The organism is Pseudonocardia sp., assembly GCF_050250275.1.
Lineage (GTDB): Bacteria > Actinomycetota > Actinomycetes > Mycobacteriales > Pseudonocardiaceae > Pseudonocardia.
Window position 1 is genome coordinate 1 of the sequence record NZ_JBFWOY010000046.1, and the last position, 21,675, is coordinate 21,675.

At 74.8% G+C, this 21,675-nt stretch carries 19 protein-coding genes; 5 read left to right on the forward strand and 14 right to left on the reverse strand.

Annotated features, from left to right (window positions below; all coding sequences use genetic code 11):
* Window positions 1-110 precede the first annotated feature (110 nt).
* Window positions 111-386, forward strand: a complete 276-nt coding sequence (locus AB7F12_RS29100) for a MoaD/ThiS family protein (protein ID WP_428498643.1) — start codon at window positions 111-113, stop codon at window positions 384-386.
* 28 nt (window positions 387-414) lie between these two features.
* Here the strand turns inward: AB7F12_RS29100 and AB7F12_RS29105 are convergent, their stop codons facing one another.
* Together AB7F12_RS29105 and AB7F12_RS29110 are read right to left on the reverse strand one after the other, a co-directional pair.
* Window positions 415-1,428 carry a P1 family peptidase gene (locus AB7F12_RS29105; protein WP_428498644.1) on the reverse strand — a complete coding sequence of 338 codons (1,014 nt, stop codon included), beginning with the start codon at window positions 1,426-1,428 and terminating at the stop codon, window positions 415-417.
* A gap of 216 nt (window positions 1,429-1,644) precedes the next feature.
* Window positions 1,645-2,100, reverse strand: a complete 456-nt coding sequence (locus AB7F12_RS29110; RefSeq protein WP_428498645.1) for a hypothetical protein — start codon at window positions 2,098-2,100, stop codon at window positions 1,645-1,647.
* A 103-nt stretch (window positions 2,101-2,203) separates the two neighbouring features.
* Here AB7F12_RS29110 and AB7F12_RS29115 point away from each other — a divergent pair, with 103 nt between their 5' ends.
* The 3 genes from AB7F12_RS29115 (at window position 2,204) to AB7F12_RS29125 (ending at window position 4,910) form a co-directional block, all read left to right on the forward strand.
* Window positions 2,204-2,884: a response regulator transcription factor gene (locus AB7F12_RS29115; protein WP_428498646.1), complete on the forward strand. Its 681-nt coding sequence runs from the start codon at window positions 2,204-2,206 to the stop codon at window positions 2,882-2,884.
* Between the two features lie 3 nt (window positions 2,885-2,887).
* Window positions 2,888-4,156, forward strand: coding sequence for an ATP-binding protein (locus tag AB7F12_RS29120; RefSeq protein WP_428498647.1), 1,269 nt, complete (start codon window positions 2,888-2,890; stop codon window positions 4,154-4,156).
* Between the two features lie 280 nt (window positions 4,157-4,436).
* Complete coding sequence (locus tag AB7F12_RS29125; protein ID WP_428498648.1) at window positions 4,437-4,910, forward strand: PepSY domain-containing protein; 474 nt, start codon at window positions 4,437-4,439, stop codon at window positions 4,908-4,910.
* Between the two features lie 63 nt (window positions 4,911-4,973).
* Here the strand turns inward: AB7F12_RS29125 and AB7F12_RS29130 are convergent, their stop codons facing one another.
* From AB7F12_RS29130 to mftF, 5 genes are all read right to left on the reverse strand, one after another.
* Window positions 4,974-5,699, reverse strand: a complete 726-nt coding sequence (locus tag AB7F12_RS29130) for an SRPBCC family protein (protein WP_428498649.1) — start codon at window positions 5,697-5,699, stop codon at window positions 4,974-4,976.
* Between the two features lie 127 nt (window positions 5,700-5,826).
* Window positions 5,827-6,678 (reverse strand): FAD binding domain-containing protein, encoded by an 852-nt coding sequence (locus tag AB7F12_RS29135; RefSeq protein ID WP_428498650.1) that lies wholly within the window; start codon window positions 6,676-6,678, stop codon window positions 5,827-5,829.
* Window positions 6,675-9,152, reverse strand: a complete 2,478-nt coding sequence (locus tag AB7F12_RS29140; protein ID WP_428498651.1) for a xanthine dehydrogenase family protein molybdopterin-binding subunit — start codon at window positions 9,150-9,152, stop codon at window positions 6,675-6,677. Before AB7F12_RS29140 ends, AB7F12_RS29135 begins: the two co-directional genes overlap by 4 nt.
* 2 nt (window positions 9,153-9,154) lie before the next feature.
* The gene (locus tag AB7F12_RS29145; RefSeq protein WP_147103986.1) at window positions 9,155-9,670 is read right to left on the reverse strand and encodes a (2Fe-2S)-binding protein; all 516 of its coding nucleotides are present in this window, start codon (window positions 9,668-9,670) and stop codon (window positions 9,155-9,157) included.
* A 281-nt stretch (window positions 9,671-9,951) separates the two neighbouring features.
* Window positions 9,952-11,388 carry a mycofactocin biosynthesis glycosyltransferase MftF gene (mftF, locus tag AB7F12_RS29150; protein WP_428498652.1) on the reverse strand — a complete coding sequence of 479 codons (1,437 nt, stop codon included), beginning with the start codon at window positions 11,386-11,388 and terminating at the stop codon, window positions 9,952-9,954.
* Between the two features lie 260 nt (window positions 11,389-11,648).
* Here mftF and AB7F12_RS29155 point away from each other — a divergent pair, with 260 nt between their 5' ends.
* Window positions 11,649-12,794, forward strand: a complete 1,146-nt coding sequence (locus AB7F12_RS29155; RefSeq protein ID WP_428498653.1) for an alkaline phosphatase family protein — start codon at window positions 11,649-11,651, stop codon at window positions 12,792-12,794.
* A 166-nt stretch (window positions 12,795-12,960) separates the two neighbouring features.
* Here the strand turns inward: AB7F12_RS29155 and AB7F12_RS29160 are convergent, their stop codons facing one another.
* The 7 genes from AB7F12_RS29160 to mftA form a co-directional block, all read right to left on the reverse strand.
* Window positions 12,961-13,539: a cyclodeaminase/cyclohydrolase family protein gene (locus tag AB7F12_RS29160; protein ID WP_428498654.1), complete on the reverse strand. Its 579-nt coding sequence runs from the start codon at window positions 13,537-13,539 to the stop codon at window positions 12,961-12,963.
* The gene (locus AB7F12_RS29165; RefSeq protein ID WP_428498655.1) at window positions 13,536-15,233 is read right to left on the reverse strand and encodes a formate--tetrahydrofolate ligase; all 1,698 of its coding nucleotides are present in this window, start codon (window positions 15,231-15,233) and stop codon (window positions 13,536-13,538) included. Before AB7F12_RS29165 ends, AB7F12_RS29160 begins: the two co-directional genes overlap by 4 nt.
* Window positions 15,234-15,331: 98 nt before the next feature.
* A complete protein-coding gene (gene mftE / locus AB7F12_RS29170; protein ID WP_428498656.1) occupies window positions 15,332-16,024 on the reverse strand; it encodes a mycofactocin biosynthesis peptidyl-dipeptidase MftE in 693 nt (230 codons plus the stop codon).
* 9 nt (window positions 16,025-16,033) lie between these two features.
* Window positions 16,034-19,951 (reverse strand): FAD-dependent oxidoreductase, encoded by a 3,918-nt coding sequence (locus AB7F12_RS29175; protein WP_428498657.1) that lies wholly within the window; start codon window positions 19,949-19,951, stop codon window positions 16,034-16,036.
* A gap of 56 nt (window positions 19,952-20,007) precedes the next feature.
* Window positions 20,008-21,258: a mycofactocin radical SAM maturase gene (gene mftC, locus AB7F12_RS29180; RefSeq protein WP_428498658.1), complete on the reverse strand. Its 1,251-nt coding sequence runs from the start codon at window positions 21,256-21,258 to the stop codon at window positions 20,008-20,010.
* A 13-nt stretch (window positions 21,259-21,271) separates the two neighbouring features.
* Window positions 21,272-21,580 (reverse strand): mycofactocin biosynthesis chaperone MftB, encoded by a 309-nt coding sequence (gene mftB / locus AB7F12_RS29185; RefSeq protein ID WP_428498659.1) that lies wholly within the window; start codon window positions 21,578-21,580, stop codon window positions 21,272-21,274.
* Window positions 21,570-21,674 carry a mycofactocin precursor MftA gene (mftA, locus tag AB7F12_RS29190; protein ID WP_428498660.1) on the reverse strand — a complete coding sequence of 35 codons (105 nt, stop codon included), beginning with the start codon at window positions 21,672-21,674 and terminating at the stop codon, window positions 21,570-21,572. The genes mftB and mftA overlap by 11 nt, the downstream gene beginning before the upstream one ends.
* Between the last annotated feature and the right edge of the window lies 1 nt (window position 21,675).

Sequence of the window (21,675 nt, forward strand, 5' to 3'; positions counted from 1 at the left end):
CCTGGCGCGACGCCATGTGGGGCAAACTCGCCGGACACGGCATCGACGACCCGAACTTCCTGCAGCCCGACCGCCCGATGAGCGCCATCGGCGGCTGAAAGGACGCCCCCATGACCCCGGCGACCACGACAACCCTCACCGCGACCGTCCGCTTCTACGCCGCCGCCCGCGCCGCCGCCGGCACCGACACCACCACCGTCGAGGTCCCCGAGGGCTCGACCGTCGAGAACCTCCTCGACACCCTGCGCGCCACCCACGACGCCGAGTTCACCCGCGTCCTGCGGCGCTGCAGCTACCTCCTCGACGAGATCGCGGTCCGCGACACCTCGACCCCGCTCCCCCACGGGGCGGTCCTCGACGTCCTGCCCCCCTTCGCCGGCGGCTGACCCCGGTGAGCGCCCGCCGCCGGCCCACTCACGACCCCCGGACCGCGTCCCGGTAGGACGGCCACGACCCCGCCGGGGTCGCGATGCTCCTCGCGTGCAGGATCGCGTGCACCACCGCGCGGGCCACGACGTCCGCGGCCGCCGCGTGCAGGGCGAACAGCCCGGGCAGGTCCGGCGCCGCCGCACGACCGGTGGACAGGGCGAAGATCGTGTCCCCGTCCATCACCGTGTGCACCGGCGCGAGAGAACGGGCCAGCCCGTCGTGGCCCATCGTCGCGAGCCGGGCGCAGCCCGCCTTGTCGAGCGTCGCATCGGTCGCGAGGACCCCGATCGTCGTGGCCGTCCCCGCGCCGCCGCCCGCGTGCCGGGCGAGGGCCGCCCCGACACCGGCCGGCTCCACGACGTCGGGCAGGTCGAACTCGCCGGGCAGCCCGTGCAGCACACCGTGCAGCACACCGGTGCCCGGGTGCGCGGGTGAGCCCACCGCGTTGACGGCGACGAGGGCGGCGACCGTGGTCCCGTCGGCGAGCACGGTGCTCGCCGAGCCGACCCCGCCCTTGAGCCCACCCGCGACCGCGCCCGTCCCCGCGCCGACGACCCCCTGGGCGATCGGTCCCCCGGTCGCCGCGTCGAAGGCCGCCATGCCGTGCGCCGCACCGGGGCGCGCGTCGAACCGGCCACCGCGGCCGAGATCGAACAGCACCGCGGCCGGCACGATCGGCACGACCCCGCCGGGCACCGCGAACCCGATCCCTGCGTCCTCGAGGCGGGCCATGACCCCGGACGCGGAGTCGAGCCCGTAGGCGCTACCGCCGCCCAGCACGATCGCGTGCACCGTGTCGACGGTGTTGCGCGGGTCGAGCAGGTCGGTCTCGCGGGTGCCCGGGGCCGCCCCGCGGACGTCAACCCCCGCCGCCGCGCCTCCGGGCGGCGCGAGGACGACCGTCGTGCCGCTGAGCGCGCCCTCGCCCTCGACCTGCGCATGCCCGACGCGGATGCCCGCGACGTCGGTGATGTCGTTGTGCCGCCCCGCGCCGGTCATGGCGCCATCCTGGCACCCGCCCTCGCCGGCGTTTGCGCGCCCGCGGACCGGCGCTACGGCAGGTCCACGAGCCGGGCGGCACCTCCGTGCCCCGAGCAGGTGCCCGACCGGAGCCGGCTGCAGGCCGGCCCTGCACACGGCGGTGGCGGACGCGCCGCCGGTGCCCGTGCTCGCCGGGCGCGGCACGCAGTCCCCGGCCCGTCCGCGGTACCCGGGTCAGTCGTCGTACTCGACGCGGACGTCACCCACCGGAACACCGTTGCTGCAGCTCAGCCGCACATCGACCTCGATGTCGTCGCCGTCGAACCGCACCCGGTCGGCGCCGCCGTCGGAGTCCTTGAGCTCGAAGCCCTGCGCCGGGCTCGCCGAGACGATCCTCGGCGTCGCCCCCTCGCACCGGACCACGACCGTGCCGCCCGGCCCACCGGCGACGACGACCGCCCGCGCGTCCGCCGCGGGCGGGACCGGCGACACTGGCGGCTGCGGGGCCGAGGTGGCGGGCAGCGCGGCGAGGCGGCTGTCGATCTCCGCCGATGTCAACGGGCGCAGCCCCTCCCCCGTGATCCCGGACCCGACGGCGCCGACGGCGGTGAGCCCGACGACGAGCGCACCCGCCGCCACCACCACCCACACGAGGACGGCGGCGGCGGTCCGGGCTCTGCTGGGGCGCACCCCACCAGGATGCCCGCCCCGGTGGTTAAGGCAGCGCTAAGACGACGCCAACGTCGGCACCGGACGTACCTCGCACCCACCCCGCGTGCCATACGGTGCGGTCATGGCCCAGGTACTGCTCGTGGAGGACGACGCCGCGATCCGCGGTGCCCTCGTGCGCGGGCTCTCCGAACGCGGCCACGCCGTCGACTCCGCGCCGACCGCGATGGCGGGGCTGGAGAAGGCCGTCGGCAACCGGCCCGACATCGTGGTCCTCGACCTGGGCCTCCCGGATCTCGACGGCACCGTGATGCTGCGGATGCTGCGCGGCGCCAGCACGGTGCCGGTCATCGTCGCCACCGCACGCGACGACGAGGCCGAGATCGTCGCGGTCCTCGACGCCGGCGCCGACGACTACCTGGTGAAGCCCTTCGGGTCCGCCCAGCTCGACGCCCGGATCCGGGCGGTGCTGCGCCGCGGCGGGGAGCCCGACGCCGATCCGACGGTCACCGTCGGCGGGCTCGTCGTCGACCCGCGGGGGAGAACGGCGCGTCTCGACGGCCGCGACCTGGAGCTCACCCCGCGGGAGTTCGACCTGCTGCACTACCTGGCGGCGCGGGCGGGCGAGGTCGTCGCCAAGCGGGAGCTGCTCACGGAGGTGTGGCGACTGCCCTACGGCGGCGCCGACAAGACCGTCGACGTGCACCTGTCGTGGTTGCGCCGCAAGCTCGGCGAGACCGCGCAGACCCCGCGCTACCTGCACTCGGTGCGGGGCGTCGGGGTGCGGCTGGGCGCTCCGGGCTGACCCGTGCGCCGCCGCGTCCTCGTTCTCGTCGCAGCGACGACGACACTCGTCCTCGTCGCGTTCCTCGTGCCGCTCGCCCTGCTGGTCCGCACCGTCGCGCAGGACCGCGCCGTCGCCACCGTCACCGCGCAGGCCCAGTCGCTCAGCCCGCTCGTCGCCACCGCGGGCCGCGACGCCCTCGCGCTCGCCGTCGGCCAGGTCGACGCGACGACCTCCGCCGAGGTCACCCTCTTCCTCGCCGACGGCGCGGTCCTGGGCACGCCCGCCGCGCGCACCCCGCTCGTCGAGCTCGGCGCCCGCGGTGTCTCGGCGTCGACCGACGCCCCGGGCGGGCGGGAGATCGTCGTCGCCGTCCGGGACGCCACCGGTGCCGGTGGGGCCGTGCGCGCCTTCGTCCCGGACGCCGACCTGACCCGCGGTGTCGGCCGCTCCTGGCTGCTGCTCACCGGGCTCGGGATCACGCTGCTGGCCGTCGGGCTCGTGCTCGCCGACCGGTTGGCGCGCCGGCTCGTCCACGCCACCACCGACCTCGCCGCCGCGGCGCACCGACTCGCCCGCGGCGACCTGGACGCCCGCGCCGACGCGGGAGCCCCCGCCGAGCTCGGCGTCGTCGCCGGGGCCCTCAACGGGCTCGCCGGACGCATCACCGACCTGCTGCGCGAGGAACGCGAGACCGTCGCCGACCTCGCCCACCGCGTCCGCACCCCGCTCACCTCGCTGCGCCTGGAGGCCGAGTCGCTCCCGCCCGCCGACGCCGTCCGCATCGGCGAGGGCGTCGACGCCGTGCAGCGCGCCGTCACCGGGGCGATCGAGCAGGCCCGCCGCCGCGGCGCCGACCCCGCGGCCTGCGACGCGGTGCCGGTCGTCGCCGACCGCGTCGCGTTCTGGGCGGTGCTCGCCGAGGACACCGAACGCGACGTCACCGTCGACCTCGCTCCCGGGCCGCTGCCCGTGGCGCTCCCCCGCGGCGACCTGGAGGCCGTCGTCGACACGTTGCTGGGCAACGTGTTCGCCCACACCCCGGACGGGACCTCGTTCGCGGTGCGGCTCGCACCGGAGCCCGGCGGTGGCGCGACGCTGACCGTCACCGACGACGGCCCCGGCATCCCCGCGGGCGCGCCCGCGCTGCGCCGCGGGGTGAGCGGCGCCGGGTCGACCGGGCTGGGGCTCGACATCGCGCGCCGCTCGGCCGAGCAGTCGGGCGGCGGGCTGCGGCTGGAGTCGCCGGGGCGCGGGCTGCGGGTCGTCGTCGGCCTGGGCCCTCCTCGCTGACACCCGCACGTCGCCGCCCGGCCGGCTCTGCCTCCGATCCGCCTGCTGTGCGACGCCGGGGCAGATCGCGGCCGCGCGGCGTGAGCCCGCACCGCGGCGCGCAACCTCACTGTCGTCGCGCGCCCGATGCACGACCGTGGGGTTGCGCCCGGGGTGGGCCGTTCCCGGCGGCGCGCCGGCTTAGCCGGATCTTAGGGATCGGGCAGCGCGGCGCTAGGCGCCGCGGCGGCATCGTCGGACAGGTCGGACGAACCCGACGAACCCCGACCTGGAGGACACCGTGAACATCCGCCGCCCCTTCGTTCTCGCCGCCGCCACCGGCGTCACCCTGCTCGCCCTCACCGGCACGGCGCTGGCCCTCGGCGCCGCGGGCGACGACAGCTCGACCCGGACGCCGACCGTCCCGACGACCGCCATGAGCTCGACGGGCGCGCCCCCCACCGCGCTGCTCACCGACACCGCGCAGGCCGCCGTCGACCGCGTCGCCGCCGAGCAGGCGGCCGTCGCGCACGTGGGCGGCGGGCGGGTCGTGGAGATGGAGCGGGAGTTCGAGCACGGCCGCGAGGTGTGGGAGGTCGACGTCCGGACGGCGACGGGCCTGCGGGAACTGCACGTGGACGCCGTGACGGGCCAGGTGACCCGGGACCGCCTCGACGATGACGACGACCGCCGCGACGACGACGCGAAGCACCGCGTCACGACGGCCGACGACCGCGGCGGCGACCGCTGGGACGACGACCGCTGGGACGACTGACCGGTGAGTGGCGATGGTCAGGGTCGCGACCATCGCCACTCACGGGTTCTGCTCGCGCAGGCGCTACTTGGACCGCAGGCGACGCACCACGACGAAGATCGCCAGCAGCGCGCCGAGGACGCCGACGACCGGCGCCAGCCGCTTGAGGACCGGAGCGCCGGCGGAGTCGAGCAGGTCGATCGCGTCGACCTCGCTGCGCAGCGGGCCACCCGTCGGCGTCGACTTCGGCGCGGCGACCGGCTTCGGAGCCTCCGAACCAGCGGTCGCCGACGTCGGGGCGCTCGTCGGTGCGGCCGCGGCGGGGGCGTCGGCCGACGGTGCCGCATCGGCTGCGGCGGCACCGGAGGCACCCAGCTTGTCGGTCAGGCACGACGCGAACTGCCCGATGATCTTCTCGCTGACGTCGGAGATGACACCGCGACCGAACTGGGCGGGACGGCCCGTGATCGAGAGGTCGGTGACCATCGTGACCTCGGTCTTGTCCGGCCCCTGGGCCACCATCGAGCCCGTGACCTTGGCCGCGGCGGTGCCGTTGCCGCGCGAGTCGCGGCCGGTGGCGTCGATGACGACCTTGTGGTTCGCGTCGTCACGCTCGACGTAGGTGCCCTTGCCCTTGTAGGTCAGGGAGATCGGGCCGAGCTTGACCTTGACGGTGCCGGTGAACGAGTCGTCCTCGTACTCGGTCAGGGTGGCGCCCGGGAAGCACGGCGCGACCGTCTCCGGGTTGTTCAGGGCCGCCCAGGCCTCCTCGATCGGCGCCGCGATCGTGAACTTGTTCTCCAGCTGCATCGGTGTACTGCCTCCTCATCGGGGCCTCGCTCCCGCCGACCGGGCGGGACGGGCCGAAAACCCCCGCACAAAACACTGTGGACGCCCGCCCGGGTCGGGCGGGCGTCCACAGAGACGACGCTGTGGCTCAGCCCGCTGCTGCGAGCACCGCCCGACCGGTCAGCACCCTTGCCAAGTGCTCACGGTAGTCGGATGCGGCGTCGGCGTCACTCGGTGCGGCAGTGCCCTCCGTCGCGTGCTCGGCCGCGGCACGGGCCGCGTCCTCGCTCGCCTGCTGCCCGACGAGGGCCGCCTCGACACCGGTCGCCCGGATCGGGGTGGTCCCCATGTTGGTCAGACCGACGCGGGCCTCGGCGATGCTGCCACCGTCGAGGCGCAGGGCCACGGCGACCGCGCACATCGACCAGGCCTGCGCGGTCCGGTTGAACTTCTCGTAGTGCGAGGCCCAGCCGGTGTACTTCGGGAACCGCACCTGGGTGAGGATCTCGCCCTCGCCGATGGCCGTCGTGAAGTAGTCGACGAAGAACTCGCTCGCCGGCACCGTGCGGGTGCCGGAGGCGCCCGCGATGACGAACTCGGCGTCGAGGGCGAGCGCTACGGCCCCGAGGTCGCCCGCCGGGTCGGCGTGCGCCAGCGCGCCGCCGAGGGTCCCGCGGTGGCGGACCTGCGGGTCCGCGACCGTGGCGGTGGCCTGCGAGAGCAGCGTCACGTGCTGGTTCACGAGGTCGTCGCGCATGACGTCGTGGTGCGGGGCCATGGCACCGATGGCGATGCGGTCGCCGTCCTCGGCGATCCGGCGCAGGTCGGCGATGCCGCCGAGGTCGATGATCGTCGACGGGGCGGCGAGCCGCAGCCGCAGCACCGGCAGCAGGCTCTGCCCGCCGGCGAGGATCTTGGCGTCCTCACCGGCGTCCCGCAGCGCCGTCACGGCCTCGTCCACCGACGAGGGCCGTACGTAGTCAAACTTGGCGGGGATCACTGGACCTCTCCCTGGGGGTTGTTCGGGTCGATCGAGCCGAGGCCCGCGCCCGGCGAGTGCGTGTCGATCGGAGTCTCCTGCGTCGAGCGGCCCTTGGCCTCCTGGATGGCCCGCCACACGCGCTGCGACGTCGTCGGCATCTCGATCTCGGTGACGCCGAGGTGGCGCACCGCGTCGAGGACGCCGTTGACGATCGCCGGGGTCGAGGCGATCGTGCCCGCCTCGCCGACGCCCTTGACACCCAGCGGGTTCGACGTCGCCGGGGTGCTCACCACGGCGGTGTCGAAGCTGGGCAGGTCGGCCGCGGACGGCAGCGTGTAGTCGACGAAGGTGCCGTTGACCAGGGTGCCCTGGTCGTCGTAGTTGGCCTCCTCGTAGAGGGCCTGCGCGATGCCCTGGGCGAGGCCGCCGTGCACCTGGCCCTCGACGATCAGCGGGTTGACCACGTTGCCGACGTCGTCCACGCAGACGTACCGGCGCAGGCTCACCTTGCCGGTATCGGTGTCGACCTCCATCGCGGCGAGGTGCGTGCCGTGCGGGAAGGAGAAGTTCTCCGGGTCGTACACGGCGTCGGCGTCGAGGCTCGGCTCCATGTCCTCGGGGTAGTCGTGCGCCATGAACGCGGCGAACGCCAGCTCCTGGATGGCCTTGCCCTTGTCGGTGCCGCGGACGGTGAACTGGCCGGCGTTGAACTCGATGTCGTCCTCGGACGCCTCGAGCAGGTGCGCGGCCAGCTTCTTCGCCTTGGCGATGACCTTGTCCGCGGCCTTGACGATCGCGATGCCGCCGACGGTGAGCGACCGCGACCCGTAGGTGTCGAGGCCCTTCGGCGAGATCTGGGTGTCGCCGTGGAGGATCTCGACGTCCTCGAACGGCACGCCCAGCTGGTCGGCGACGATCTGGCTGAACGCCGTCTCGTGGCCCTGGCCGTGTGCCGACGACCCGGTGACGACCTCGACCTTGCCGGTGGCGAGCATCCGGATGCTCGCTGCCTCCCAGCCGCCGGCGCCGTACGCGAGCGAGCCGAGGACGCGGGACGGGGCGAGACCGCACATCTCGGTGAAGGTCGAGATGCCGATGCCGAGCTGGACCTTGTCGCCGCGGGCGCGGCGCTCCTCCTGCTCGCGGCGCAGGCCGGCGTAGTCGAACGTCGCCATGGCCTGGTCGGTGGCCTGCTCGTAGTTGCCCGTGTCGTAGGTCAGCCCGACCACCGTGGTGAACGGGAACTCCTCGTGGGTGATCCAGTTCTGCTTGCGCAGGTCCATCGGGTCGCGGCCGAGCTCGACGGCCAGCTCGTCCATGATCCGCTCGATCGCGAACGTGGCCTCGGGCCGCCCGGCGCCGCGGTAGGCGTCGGTCAGCGTCTTCGTGGTGAAGACGTTGGTGCACGTGAACTTGAGCGCCGGGATCTTGTAGATCGCGTTGAACATGAACGCGCCGAGGATCGGGACGCCGGGGCCGACGAGTCCGAGGTAGGCACCCATGTCGGCGAGCAGGTGGACGTCGAGGCCGGTGACCGTGCCGTCCTTCTTCGCCGTGATCGTGATGTCCTGGATCTGGTCGCGGCCGTGGTGGGCGGCGAGCAGGGACTCCGACCGGGTCTCGGTCCACTTGACGGGCTTGTTGAGCCGCTGCGCCAGCGCGACGCAGAGCATCTCCTCGGGCAGCACGCCGATCTTGCCGCCGAAGCCGCCGCCCACGTCGGGGGCGATGACGCGCAGCTTGGCCTCGGGGACGCCGAGGGTCACCGTCGTTATGGTGCGCAGGATGTGCGGGACCTGGGTGGCGGCCCAGACGGTGATCTGCTCACCGGTCGGGTCGACGACGCAGGAGCGCGGCTCCATGAACGCGGGGATGAGCCGCTGCTGGCGGAAGCGGCGCTTGAGCACGATCGAGTCGGGGTCGGCCTCGGCGGCGGCGACGGCCTCGTCGACGCTGCCACCGGTGCCCGCGGCACCCGAGTCGAAGACCCAGGTGGCGTTCTCGTTGGTGCCCAGGTCGGGGTGGACGAGGGTGGCGCCGTCGGCGAGGGCGGCCTCCATGTCGAGGACCGGCTCGAGGGCGTCGTAGTCGACCTCGACGAGGTCGGCGGCGTCACGTGCCTCGGCGGGGGTGCGGGCGACGACGACGGCGACGCCCTCACCGGCGAAGTGCACGGTCCCGGTGGCGAGCAGCGGACGCTGCGGCGCCTTCATGTCGGGCGTGATCGGCCAGGCGCAGGGCAGGCCGACGGCCTCGACACCCAGGTCGGCGGCCGTGAACACGCCGATGACGCCTGGGGCCGCCTCGGCGGCGGACTTGTCGACGCCCGTGATCGTCGCGTGGGCGATCGGGGATCGCACCACGTACATGTGCAGCGTGCCGTGGGGGGTGATCGCGTCGGTGTAGCGGGTGCGCCCGGTGATCAGGCGCGCGTCCTCCTTGCGGACGCGCGCCTTGCCGAGCTCTGTGGTGGGTTCGGCGGTCGTCGTCATGCTCAGTTGCCTCCCGCGACGGGCGCCGGCGACTCGGTCGGGGCCGACGCGCCGGGCTTCATCATCTGCGCGGCGCGCTGCACCGAGCGGACGATGTTCTGGTAGCCGGTGCAGCGGCAGAGGTTGCCCTCGATGCCTTCGCGCACCTCGGTCTCGTCGGGGTCGGGGTTGTCCCCGAGCAGGTCGACGGCCGCCATGATCATGCCGGGGGTGCAGTAGCCGCACTGCAGGCCGTGGCACTCGTTGAACGCCTTCTGAACGGGGTGCAGCTCACCGTCGCGGGCCAGCCCCTCGATGGTCAGCACCTCGGCGCCGTCGGCCTGGACCGCCAGGACCGAGCAGGACTTCACGCTCTGCCCGTTCAGGTGGACGGTGCAGGCACCGCAGTTGCTCGTGTCGCAGCCGACGACTGTCCCGGTCTTGCCCAGACGCTCCCTCAGGTACTGCACCAACAACATTCGGGGCTCGACGTCGTCGGCGTAGTTCACGCCGTCGACCGTGACCCGGACCTGTGCCATGAGTCTCACTCCTCAACCGCGACGTCCGTGGCGTGTCGCGAGGACTACCGGGGTGGTGTCGTCCCGCCGCGGCCGGGCCGCAGGGGACACCGCGCACACGTGTGGCGGTCGACACATCATACTCCCGATGATCGACCCGTGCAAGGCGGCCGCCGGCCGTGGAAGCGGTTCACGGTGCGTGTGCGGGCTCGATCGGCTCATCGTTTCCGCAGTCACGGAGACAGAGGTTGGATGGATGCGCAGAAGCGGCTCCGTCCCGGACGCCGCTTCATCCGTTCGGACTAGCCCTGTCGGTGTGGCCGCCACCCACCCGGCCCGGCCGGACGCAGCGGCGCCGTCGTTCGGTGCCGCCACGCACCCCACCACAGACCCGCGCCGTAACCGAGGTCGTCGAGCCGGTGCGCGCCGACGTGCGCCGCGAGCCCCGGGCCGCCCGCGTCGTGGCCGCGGTGGGCCCACCAGTCGACGAGGCCCTCGACCGCCGCGGCGGCCACGACCGCACGCCGTGCCCGTGCCGAGAACAGGCACCCGAGCACCGCGAGCGGCCAGAAGTGCCGGGTGAGCGCCGACCCGGTCTGGGCGAGCGCACCGAGAAGCCCCAGCCCGGTCAGCCGGGCCGCGACGAGCCGGGGCCTGTCCAACCTGCCGAGCCTGCGCGCCAGGCGTTCCGCGGCGACCGCCGTGACCCCGACGGCCAGCGCCGCCGCCCCGCGGCGCTGCACCAGCAGCAGCGCGCACACCGCGGCCGACCACGGCGAGAGCACCATCGGCGGCACCGCCCCGGCGTGGCGCAACGCGAGCGGAGCGGCACCCGTCCCGTAGAAGGCCTTGCGCCCCAGCCACTGCCGAACGTCGACCCGATGGTCGTGCGCGACGTGCGACGCCGGCTCGTAGCGCAGCCGCCACCCCTGCTCGTGCAGCCGCAGGACGAGGTCGACGTCCTCCGCGACGTGCAGGTTCTCGTCGAACCCGGTGCCGACGGCGTCGCGGCGCACCAGCAGGGCGGCACTGGGCACGTAGGCCACTCGCGAGCGCGGGACGACGGGTGCCGCGTCGAGACCGAGGTCCAGCGACGACCGCACCGCCTCGTAACGGCTCACCCACGTCGCGCCCGCGTCGAGCGCGACGATCCGCGGCGCGGCCAGCCCGACGGCAGGGTCGGCGAACCGGTCCAGCAGCGGCTCCAGCCAGCCCGGCCGGGGCACCACGTCGGAGTCGAGGAACGCCACCAGGCGCGTCGTCGCGGCGGCGAGCCCGGCATTGCGGGCGGCGGCCGGGCCGCGGGCGGTGTCGTTGCGCAACAGGGTCAGCGGCCCGTCATGGGTCACGTCGACCGGGACAGCCGATCCGTCGTCGACGACGACGATCCCGCCCAGGTCGGTGGGCAGCGCGGCGAGCAGGCGGACCAGCCCCGCGGTCCGGTCCTTCACCGGCACGACGACGGTGACGTCCGCGCGCTCCGGCCGCGCGAGCGGCCCGAGAGGCGCCGCGGGCTGGGCGAGGCCGCCGTCGAGCAGCCGCCGCGCGAGCGCCCGGGACGCGGAGTCGGCGACGACGATCTCGTTGCGCTGCAGGAGCGCGCGGGCCTTCGGGGTGAGGTGCACCAGCCGCGGCGGCGCCCCGCCGAGCAGCGCGGCGCCGCCGTCGAGAACCCGGGTCCGCCGGTCGAGGACGACCCGGAACCCGTCCGGGAGCCTGGTGTCGGCCGGGCCCGTCATCCTGGGCGGCCCGGCAACCGCGCCGGCCCGGCCACCGCCTCGACGAGGCCGGTCGCGCGGACGGCGGTGAGCGATGTCCCGGGGCGCGCGGCCCCGGGCCGGGCGGCCTGGGAGGTCATCGGCTGCATTCTCACACCCGGGTGCGGTGGCGGCCCCTGTGACGACCGTTGCCCGGTCACGACCCGCTCGTGACGTCCGGGAATCGTGGTGGCGGCGCCGGTCCCGGGCGGCGACCGACGACGAGGTGGCAGGCTGCACACGTGACGGCCCCGCTGCTCCCCCGGTACGGAACGGCCTCCCTCGCCGAGGTGCTCCCGTCGGTGCTGGCGGCCCTCGGTGTCCCCGGGCCGGCCCCGATCGCGCTGCCGCAGGTCCGCGCGGCCTGCGTCCTGCTCGTCGACGGGCTCGGCGCCGAGCTGCTCGCCGCCCACGCCGCCGACGCGCCGTTCCTGTCCGCGATGACCGACGCCGGTCCGCTCACGGCCGGTTTCCCGTCGACGACGCCGATCAGCCTCGCCACGCTCGGCACCGGTCTCCCGCCGGGCGGGCACGGCATCGTCGGCCTCTCGTTCGACCCGGGCGACCATGCCCTGCTCGACTCGCTGCGCTGGACCCGCGCACAGCAGGGCCGGCACGTCGACCAGCGCGACGTCCACGTCCCCGAGGCCGTCCAGCCCGCCGAGACCGCGCTGGAGCGCGCCGCCGCCGCCGGGATCGCGGTCACGAAGGTGGCGCCCGGGTTCCAACGCGACTCCGGCCTGACCCGCGCGGCGTTGCGCGGCGGCGACTTCCACGGCGTGTTCGCGCTGGGTGACCTCGCCGCGGAGGCCGTCGCCGGGCTCACCGGGCCCGGTCGGCGGCTCTGCTACGCCTACCACTCCGACCTCGACACCCTCGGCCACGTCCACGGCCCCGCGACGCTGCCCTGGCGGTTGCAGCTGCGCCAGATCGACCTGCTGGTGTCGACGATCGCCGCCGCCCTCCCGCCCGATGCCCTGCTGGTCGTCACGGGGGACCACGGGATGGTCACGGTCGAGCGTGCTCCCGACTTCGACTCGGACGAGACGCTGCAGGCCGGTGTCGCGCTGCTGGGGGGCGATGCCCGGGCCCGGCACGTGTACACGGCGCCCGGCGCCGCCGCCGACGTCCTCGCGGTGTGGACGGACGTGCTCGGCGACGACGCCTGGGTGGTCACCCGCGACGAGGCCGTCGCTGCCGGCTGGTTCGGGCCGCTGGGCCCGCACGTCGCGGGGCGGATCGGCGACGTCGTCGCCGCGATGCGGGGCGGGGCCGCTCTGGTGCGCAGCCGGGCCGAGCCGAAGCTTGCCGGGCTCGTCGGCCAGCACGGCTCCTTGACCAGCGCCGAACAGCTCGTCCCGTTGCTGGTGGCGGGCCCGGCGGGCTGACCCGCCCGGCGCCCGGCACGCCGACCCCGCCCGGCGCCCGCGGCGGGCGTGTCATGGGGGCGGCCCGCCGGCTCCCCCGGCACGCTCGCCGCGACACCTCCCCACGAGCGTGTCGTCAGGGCGATCCGCCCACCCTCGACACACGCTCGGTGAGGCGTGGCCCCGATCAGTCCCCCGCGACCGCCGGGAACGCGGCGAAGGCCGCGTCGGCACGTGCGCGGGCACCGGCCGCGGCGCGGGCGGCACGGGTCAGGCGCGCGTCGGCGGGATCCGAGGCGAGGTTCTCCGCGACCATCGTCGCCGCGCTCGCCGCCGCGGCCGACGCCAGCAGGGCCGCCGCCGCGGCGTCGGCCCGCAGGTTGCGGTTGCCCCCGGCGACCAGGGGCAGCGCCAGCGCCGCCACCTCCGCGGCGGCCTCGGCGAGGGCGAGCGGGACGTCGGCGGCACGGGAACGGGCGGCGGCGAGGGCGGTGGCGCGCGCCGGGTCGTCGCGCGACAGCCTCCGGGCGGCCATGAACGCCGAGTACGCGGCGACGTCGTCGTCGGCGAGCGCCGCCGCCGCGGCCCCGAGACGGTCGGCCGCGCCGGCCGCCTCGGGCGCATCGGGGGCGAACCGGGCAGCCATCGCGGCGAGGGCGGCGGCCTGCGCGGCGACGAGCGCCGCGACCGCACCCCCGGCGGGCGCGGGGGTGCGGGCGGCGACGTCGTCGAGGAGCTCCCGGACGGTCCGGTCCTGAAGGCTCACGAGAGGTTGACGATGTTGCCGTCGGCGTCGACGTCGATCTCGTGCGCGGCGGGGTGTGTGCCCAGGCCGGGCATGGTGCGCATGTCGCCGCAGATCGGGTAGACGAAGCCGGCCCCGACGGAGGCGCGCACCTCCCGCACCGGCAGCCGCCAGCCCGTCGGCGCGCCCATGAGCGACGGGTCGGACGAGATCGACAGGTGCGTCTTCGCGATGCAGACGGGCAGGTCGCCGAAGCCGTTGCGCTCGTAGGTGTCCAGCTGGCGCGCAGCAGCCGGGGCGAGGTCCACGCCGTCGGCGCCGTACACCTTCGTCGCGACGATCTCGATCTTCTCCCGCAGCGTCGCGTCGTCGGGGTAGAGGAACGTGAACGCCGACGGCTCGTCGGCGGCCTCGGCCACGGCCTGCGCGAGCTCGACACCGCCACGGCCGCCGTCGACGAAGTGCGTCGACACCGCCGCGCGGACCCCGAGCGACGCGGCGATCTCGGCGATGGCGGCGTGCTCGGAGGGGTGGTCGTCGGGGAAGGCGTTGATCGCGACGACCGGCGTCACCCCGTGGATGCGGATGTTCTCGATCTGTTTGCGCAGGTTGGCGCCGCCCTCGTGGACCTCGTCGGGGTTCTCGGCGAGCAGCGCCGCGGGCAGTGCCCTGCCGGCGACGATGCGGTGGTTGCCGGAGTGGGCCTTGAGGGCGCGGACCGTGGTCACCACGACGGCGGCGTCCGGGACGAGGCCGGATGCGCGGCACTTGATGTTGAAGAACCGCTCGGCGCCCATGTCGGCACCGAAGCCCGCCTCGGTGACGAGGTAGTCGCCCGCGTGGATGCCGACGAGGTCGGCGACGACGGAGGAGTTGCCGTGCGCGATGTTGCCGAACGGGCCGGCGTGGACGAGGACGGGCGTGTTCTCCAGCGTCTGCATCAGGTTGGGGCGCAACGCGTCGACCATGATCGCGGCCATCGCCCCGGCGCCCTTGATGTCCTCGGCCGTGACGGCGGACCCGTCGCGGCGGTAGCCGACGACGATGCGGCCGAGCCGGGCGCGCATCTCGGGGATCGACGTCGCCAGCGCCAGGATGGCCATGACCTCCGAGGCCGCGGTGATGTCGAAACCGGTCTGACGGGGCACGCCGTCGAGCCGTCCCCCGAGACCGACGACGATGTTGCGCAGCGCCCGGTCGTTGACGTCGATGACGCGCCGCCAGGTGATGTCGTGCTGGTCGATGCCCTCGGCGTTGCCCTGGAACAGGTGGTTGTCCAGCACCGCGGACAGCATGTTGTGGGCGGCGGTGACGGCGTGGAAGTCGCCGGTCAGGTGCATGTTGAGGATGTCCATGGGCACGACCTGCGAGTAGCCGCCGCCCGCGGCGCCGCCCTTGATCCCGAACGTCGGCCCCATCGACGGCTGGCGGATCGCGATCGTCGCGCGCTTGCCGATGTGGGAGAACGCCTGCCCGAGCCCGACGGTGGTCGTGGTCTTGCCCTCGCCCAGCGGCGTGGGCGTGACCGCGGACACCACGACGTACTTCGCCTTCGGCCTGTCGGCCAGCTCCTGCACGGCCGAGAGCTTGATCTTCGCGACGTTGTCGCCGTAGGGCTGCAGCAGATGGGACGGGATGTCCATCGCCGCGGCCACCTCGTCGAGGGGCTTGAGGTTCGCCCCGCGCGCGATCGTCAGGTCGGAGGGGAAGGCCATGAACGTCCTCGCTTCACCGGGCGGTCGTGCGACGACGCGTCCGTCGTCCCCCGGAGGCTATGTGACGCATGCCTCGTGGACAGGACGGAGGGTGATCGTCACAGGCGTCCGCCCGGCCCGGGCTCCCACGTGCGCAGCGCGGCGAGGCAGGTGCCGACGATCGTCTCCAGCAGCGCGTGTCCTTCGCGGGCGGTGGCGCCGGTGGGGTCGCCGAGGATGCCGTTCGGGCTGGCGGCGGCCGTGCCACCGGCGCGCAGCACCGGAAGCAGCTCGGCGAGCGGCGCGGTGTTGCCGGGCTCGGCACGGTCGGCGTGCACGGCGGCCGGGGCGATGGCCGCCATCAGGGAGGTCTCGGTGCGTCCGGCGTGCGGGTCGCCACCCGGCGTGCCGCAGGGAACCCAAGCGGCGTCGCGACCTTCGTAGCGGAGCCGTTCGACGGCCTCGACCAGGGTCACGAGGTTGCCACCGTGGCCGTTGACGAACAGCAGCCGCCCGGCCCAGCGGCAGGCGGACCGTCCGTACTCGACGAGCAGCAGCCGCAGCGCCTCGTGCCCGATCGACACGGTGCCGGGGAACCCTTCGTGCTCCCCCGCGGCGCCGTAGGCGACGGCCGGCGCGAGCACGAGCGTGGGCTCCGCGGCCAGCAGCCCGGCGGCGACGGCTTCGGCGATCCGGACGTCGGTGTCGAGGGGCAGGTGCGGCCCGTGCTGCTCGACCGATCCCACGGGCACGACCAGCGTCGGCCGCGTGGCACGCAGCTGTGGCCAGGTGAGGTCCCGCAGCAGGGGCACGCGCGGACCCTATCCGCCGAGACCGACGACGGTGCTGTTCCCGAGCCCGCCGACAGCACTCCCGTCGGTCTCGACGAGCGCGGTGTTCCCGAGCGCGGTGTTCCCGAGCGCGGTGTTCCCGAGCGCGAGCCCGGCGACGAGGCGCTCGGCGTCGGCGATCGCGGCGCCCACGCGGCGGGGGGCGAGGGCGTCGCCGATCCGGTTCGCCCCCTCCCGCGGGCGTGGCGGGGTCGCCACGACGACCGCGTCGTAGGTGCGCACCGTCTCCCGGCCCGTCGGGTGGTGCAGCAGCGTGACGGCGACCGACCCCGCGCCGGTGCGCGCCGCGCCGAGGACCACCGTGTCAGGGGTGCAGGTGATCCCGAGCGCGGCCGCGCGGCGCCGGAACATGGGCCGGTGCAGGGTGAGGCCGAGGTCCTGGCCGACGACCATGGCCGCCGCCACCACCTCCACCCCACAGCCGCGCCCGGCCAGCAGCTCCGCGACCGAGGTGGCCTCGTGGAACCCCGTCCCGTCGACGACCAGCACCTCGCCACGCGGATCGGCCGCCCCGGCGAGCACGTCGACGACGTCGTACACCCCGGCGACGGCCCACGCCGGACGGTCCGGGGTCCCGCCCGTCGCCAGGACGACGGTCCCGCTGGTCTCCGCCGGGTCCACCTCGACGCCGGTGCACAGCTCCACCCCGGCGGCGCGGCACTCACCGACGAGGTCGTCGACGAGGGTGGCGAGCTCGCCGCGGCCGGGTGCTGTCGCGGCGAGCGCGAGCGTGCCGCCGAGCCGGTCGGAGCGTTCGAGCAGCCGTACCCGCATTCCGCGTTGCGCCGCCGACGCCGCCGCCCGCAACCCCGCAGGTCCGCCCCCGACGACCAGCAGCCGGGCGCCGCGCGCGCCCACGGGCCCCGCCGGGAGGCCGTTGCCGAGCGCGATCGGGCGGGCCCGGCGGGCGTGGTCGGGACGGGGGCGCACCGCGCACGACAGCGGCCGGTTCGTCCCGACGTTCGCCGTGCAGTCCTGGTTGCACCCGATGCACGTCCGCGCGCCGGTGCCGGCCGCCCACTCCGGGTCGGCGATCTGTCCGCGGACCACCCCGACGAGGTCGCAGTGCCCGGCGGCGAGTGCGGCGCGGGCGTCGTCGAGGCGGGTGTAGCGGCCGGCACCGAGAACCGGCACCGACACCGCCGCCCGGATCGCCGACGGCAGCGCCGCCGCGTAGCCCGGCGGGACCGGAGAGGGGGCCTCGACCAGCTCCAACGTCCGCGTCGCCAGCCCCACCGAGGTGCTCAGGTGGTCGACGAACGGCTCCAGGAGCCGGGCGGTGGCCACGGCGTCGTCGATCGTCAGACCGCCCGGGACGTCCTCCCCGCCGCCGAGGCGCACCCCGAGGGCGCGGTCCGGTCCGATCGCCGCCCGCACCGCCGCGACCACCTCGACGAGCAGCCGCGCCCGCTCGACGGGACCCCCTCCGTAGGCGTCGGTACGCAGGTTGGTGCCGGGGGCGAGGAACGCCCGCAGGACCGACGCCTGCGAGGCCTGCAGCTCGACCCCGTCGAAACCGCCGTCGACGCAGCGCGCGGCGACGTCGGCGTAGGCGGCGACGAGCTCGTCGATCTGCCCGGGCGTCATCGCGACGGGCACCTCGCGGAACATCGGGTCGGGCACCGCCGACGGCCCCCACACCGGCGCGTGCGAGTACAGCCCCGACGACTGGGGCCCGTTGTGGTTGAGCTGGGCCAGCACGGGGACGCCGTGCGCGTGGACGGCGTCGGTGAGGCGGCAATACGCGTCGAGGACGCGGGGGTCGTGGCCGCGGATCATCTGCTCGTAGGGGCGGTCGCCGGGGTGCACCGCGTGCTCCTCGGTGATGACCAGCCCGGCGCCGCCCGCGGCCCGCGCCGCGTAGTAGGCGACGTGGCGCGTGCTCGGCAGCCCGTCCTCGGCGAAGCCGGTGAGGTGCGCGGCGAAGACGACCCGGTTGCGCAGCCGCAGCGGTCCGACCTGCAACGGGGTGAACAGCGGGTCGGGCCCGAGCGCGGTCCGGGGTGCCGAACGCCTGGTCAGCGGTCGTGATCGGTCACAGTCGCGGTGGCGGCCACTACCGCGCACAGGGGTGCGGCCTTCCCGGACCGCCTCCTGGATCCCCCGGGGTGCGACACAGTCGCCGGCGCGCGGCAGGTCGGGGCGGGCGGACCAGAGGGTGTCGTCGGGGAGGCGTTGGACGCAGTCGACGACGACCGTGCACGGGACCCGGCGGACCTCGGCGGTGTGGACGTCGACCAGCTCGGCGACCCCGTCCGCGGCGGCGCGGACCTCTGCGAACGGCGTGATCGTGACGCCCGCACGCAGGAGCCGGGCGTGCGCGCCGGACACGTCGGCGCCCGGGCCGAGGCGCATCCCCGCCGCCGGGTCGGGGGTGACGAGGGTGCACCGGTGCCCGGCCGCGGCGAGCAGCTCGGCCACCCCGATCGCGACGGCGTCCCCGACGGGGTCGGACACGACGACCTCCAGCTGCACGAACGGCCCTTTCCCGCAGCTCAGTTGCGGGAAAGGGCCGTTCGTGCGATCCAGGAGCTCGGCCGCGGGGACGCACTCCACCCCTGCACCCACGGCGAACGCGGGGGGCCGGGGGCGGGAACCCGTCGCCACCAGGACCTCGCCGTCGAACTCGTCGAGATCGGTGGGGGTGAGCGTGCGGCCCGTCGTGACGGTGACCCCGAGGTGCGCGAGCTCCCGCTCCCACCACTCGATCAGCAGCCCGAAGCGGGCGCGGCCGGGCAGGGCGGCGGCGAGGCGCAGCGCCCCGCCGAGGTGGTCGGCGCGTTCGACGAGGTGCACGGATCGTCCCTGGAGCGCGTAGGTCCGGGCGGCCTCGAGCCCGGCCGGGCCGCCCCCGACGACGAGGACGTCACCGGTCCCCGGCGCGACGGGAGCGGGCAACGAGGGCTCCGCGTCGTCGGAGACCACGACGTTGCGCGGGTCCCGGCCCGCCCACCACCGGCCCGAGAGCGTGGGTGGCCGGACCCTCGCGGGTGTCCCGGCCCGGACGAGGGCGACGAGGTCGGGGTCGGCGATCTGCGCGCGGGTCATCTCGACGGCGTCGCACACCCCGGAGTCGAGGCCCTCCTGCCCCAGGGACGGGGATGCGACGGAGCCCTGCCACACGACGTCGCACCGCGCATCGACGATGGAGCGCACCGTGGTGCACAGCGCGCGGTTCACCCCGGGCGGGGTGTGCATGTCGGGGCGGGTCGCGGCGACGGTGAGCGTGCCGCCGCGCACCGGCACGAGGTAGTCGACGACACCCGCGACGGCGTCGACCACCGGCGTGGTCGAGGCGGGGGTGATCCCGGTCCAGGGGGTGCGTTCGTCGCAGCAGAGCCGCAGGCCGAGTACGGCGTCGCCGATCGCGTCGCGGACGGTGTCGAGCACCTCGCCGACCAGCGAGGGATCTCCCGCGGAGAGGCACTGCCGCAGCAGCGCGTACTGCCCGGCGTCGATCTCCACCCCGTCGAGCCCGGAGGAGACGGCGAGCAGGGCAGCGGAGCGGAACCCGTCGACGAGCGCGGCCCGGTCGAACGAGTCGGGGGTCCACAGGACCGGCGCACCGTAGGAGACGGACCCCTGCGAACCCGCATGCCCGAGCGAGGCCAGCACGAGCGCCGGGCGGCACGCGCGAGCGACGGCGGCCCACCCGTCGCCGGCGTCGGAGAACAGCGGCGCCCGCGCGTAGGGGTGGTCGGACGGGTGCACCGACGCCGTCTCGGTCACGACGACGCCGCAGCCACCCGCTGCGCGGGCCGCGTAGTAGGAGACGTGCCGCGTGGAGTACGCGCGGCCGTCACCCAGGTTGGTCTCGTGCGGGCCGAACAGCACCCGCGAGGGCGCGACCCGGCCCCGCAGCGGCCACGGAGACGTCAGCGAGGGCACGGGAGGCAAGTGCACGGCACCGGACCCGGTCGGGCGGGTCCGGTGCCGGCCGTCTCTCAGCCGCCGGCCACCGGCCGGCGCAGCCCGGAGTCGGACTCCGAGGCGCCGAGACCGGCGAGGGGGCTGGTCTCGCACGCGCGGTCGGGGCGCGCGACCTCCAGGGGGCGGGTCGTGAGCGTCAGCGGCACGGGCGCCTTCGGCGTGCGCGAGTTGCGCGGCGCCGAGCGGCTGTGGTCGACGTCGGACTTCGGGATCGCCGTCTCGCCGTCGCGGGCCGCGAGGGCCTGCTCGCCGAAGCCGCGGACGCACTCGGGGTCGGGGCCGTCGAGCGGCAGGCCGGTGAAGAACTTGGCCGCCATGCAGCCGCCCTGGCACGAGTCGTAGTGCATGCACCCGGAGCAGGCCCCGCCGGTCTGCGGCCGGCGCAGCTCGGTGAACAGCTCGGAGTCCTGCCAGACCTTCTGGAACCCGCCCTCGGAGCGGACGTTGCCGGCGAGGAAGTTCTCGTGGATGGCGAACGGGCAGGCGTAGACGTCGCCGACCGGGTCGATCAGGCAGACGACGCGTCCCGCACCGCACAGGTTCAGCCCGGGCAGGGCCTCGCCGTAGGCGGAGAGGTGGAAGAAGGAGTCGCCGGTGAGGACCTGGTCGCCGCGCTCGACGAGCCAGTCGTACATCTGGCGCTGCTGCGACGGGAGCGGGTGCAGCTCGTCCCACACGTCGGCGCCGCGGCCCGAGGGGCGCAGCCGGGTGATGCGCAGCTGGGCGCCGAACTTGTCGGCGATGGCCTTGAACTCGTCGAGCTGGTCGACGTTCTGCCGCGTCATGACGACGCTGATCTTCGGCTGGGCGAACCCGGCCTCGGCCAGGTTCTCCAGGGCCCGCATGGCGGTGGCATAGGAGCCGGGGCCGCGGACGTTGTCGTTGACGTCGGCGGTCGCGCCGTCGAGGGAGATCTGGATGTCGACGTAGTCGGTGCCGGCCAGCTGGGCGGCGCGCTTCTTGTCGAGCTTGATGCCGTTGGTGGAGAACTTGACGCCGACGTCGTGGGCGATCGAGTAGTCGAGCAGCTCCCAGAAGTCGGGGCGCACGGTCGGCTCGCCACCGCCGATGTTGATGTAGAAGACCTGCATGCGTTGCAGCTCGTCGATGACCGCTTTGGCCTCGGCGGTGGTCAGCTCGCGCGGGTCGCGGCGGCCCGACGACGACAGGCAGTGCACGCACGCGAGGTTGCACGCGTAGGTGAGCTCCCAGGTCAGGCAGATCGGTGAGCTGAGGCCGTACTGGAAGTGGTCGACGAGCTTCAACGTCGCTCCCCTGTCAGGTGGTGGGACGCGCTTCGATGGTCCCGGAGGCGGCGAGGCCGGCCAGGGCCTTGAGGTACGCGGGGCGTTCGGTCTCGGCGACGCCGGCCGCGTCGATCGCGGCGTGGACGTCGGTGTGCTTCTCGAGCCCGGTGACGACGTCGACGAGCTGCGGCGTCTTCAGGAACGAGAGCTTGCGCGTCCCGAAGTGGTAGACGAGCGCGCCGAACGACTCGGGCCGCAGGGAGACCTGCGGGCTGCAGCGGTACGCGGTCCCCGGGTCGAACCCGGGGACCGCGCCGCCTGCGGTCGGGTCAGTAGACACCGCACATACCGTCGATCGAGACCTCTTCGACGAGGGTCTCCTCGACGAGCGGCTCCTCCTGCGAGGTGGACTGGGTGTTCTCGGCCGGCGCCATC

Excerpts from the sequence above, each read along its gene's own strand:
- AB7F12_RS29100 (WP_428498643.1), top strand. The coding sequence starts at position 111 with ATGACCCCGGCGACCACGACAACCCTCACCGCGACCGTCCGCTTCTAC.
- AB7F12_RS29105 (WP_428498644.1), bottom strand. The coding sequence starts at position 1,428 with ATGACCGGCGCGGGGCGGCACAACGACATCACCGACGTCGCGGGCATC.
- AB7F12_RS29115 (WP_428498646.1), top strand. The coding sequence starts at position 2,204 with ATGGCCCAGGTACTGCTCGTGGAGGACGACGCCGCGATCCGCGGTGCC.
- AB7F12_RS29130 (WP_428498649.1), bottom strand. The coding sequence starts at position 5,699 with ATGCAGCTGGAGAACAAGTTCACGATCGCGGCGCCGATCGAGGAGGCC.
- AB7F12_RS29140 (WP_428498651.1), bottom strand. The coding sequence starts at position 9,152 with ATGACGACGACCGCCGAACCCACCACAGAGCTCGGCAAGGCGCGCGTC.
- AB7F12_RS29145 (WP_147103986.1), bottom strand. The coding sequence starts at position 9,670 with ATGGCACAGGTCCGGGTCACGGTCGACGGCGTGAACTACGCCGACGAC.
- mftF (WP_428498652.1), bottom strand. The coding sequence starts at position 11,388 with ATGACGGGCCCGGCCGACACCAGGCTCCCGGACGGGTTCCGGGTCGTC.
- AB7F12_RS29165 (WP_428498655.1), bottom strand. The coding sequence starts at position 15,233 with ATGGCCTTCCCCTCCGACCTGACGATCGCGCGCGGGGCGAACCTCAAG.
- mftA (WP_428498660.1), bottom strand. The coding sequence starts at position 21,674 with ATGGCGCCGGCCGAGAACACCCAGTCCACCTCGCAGGAGGAGCCGCTC.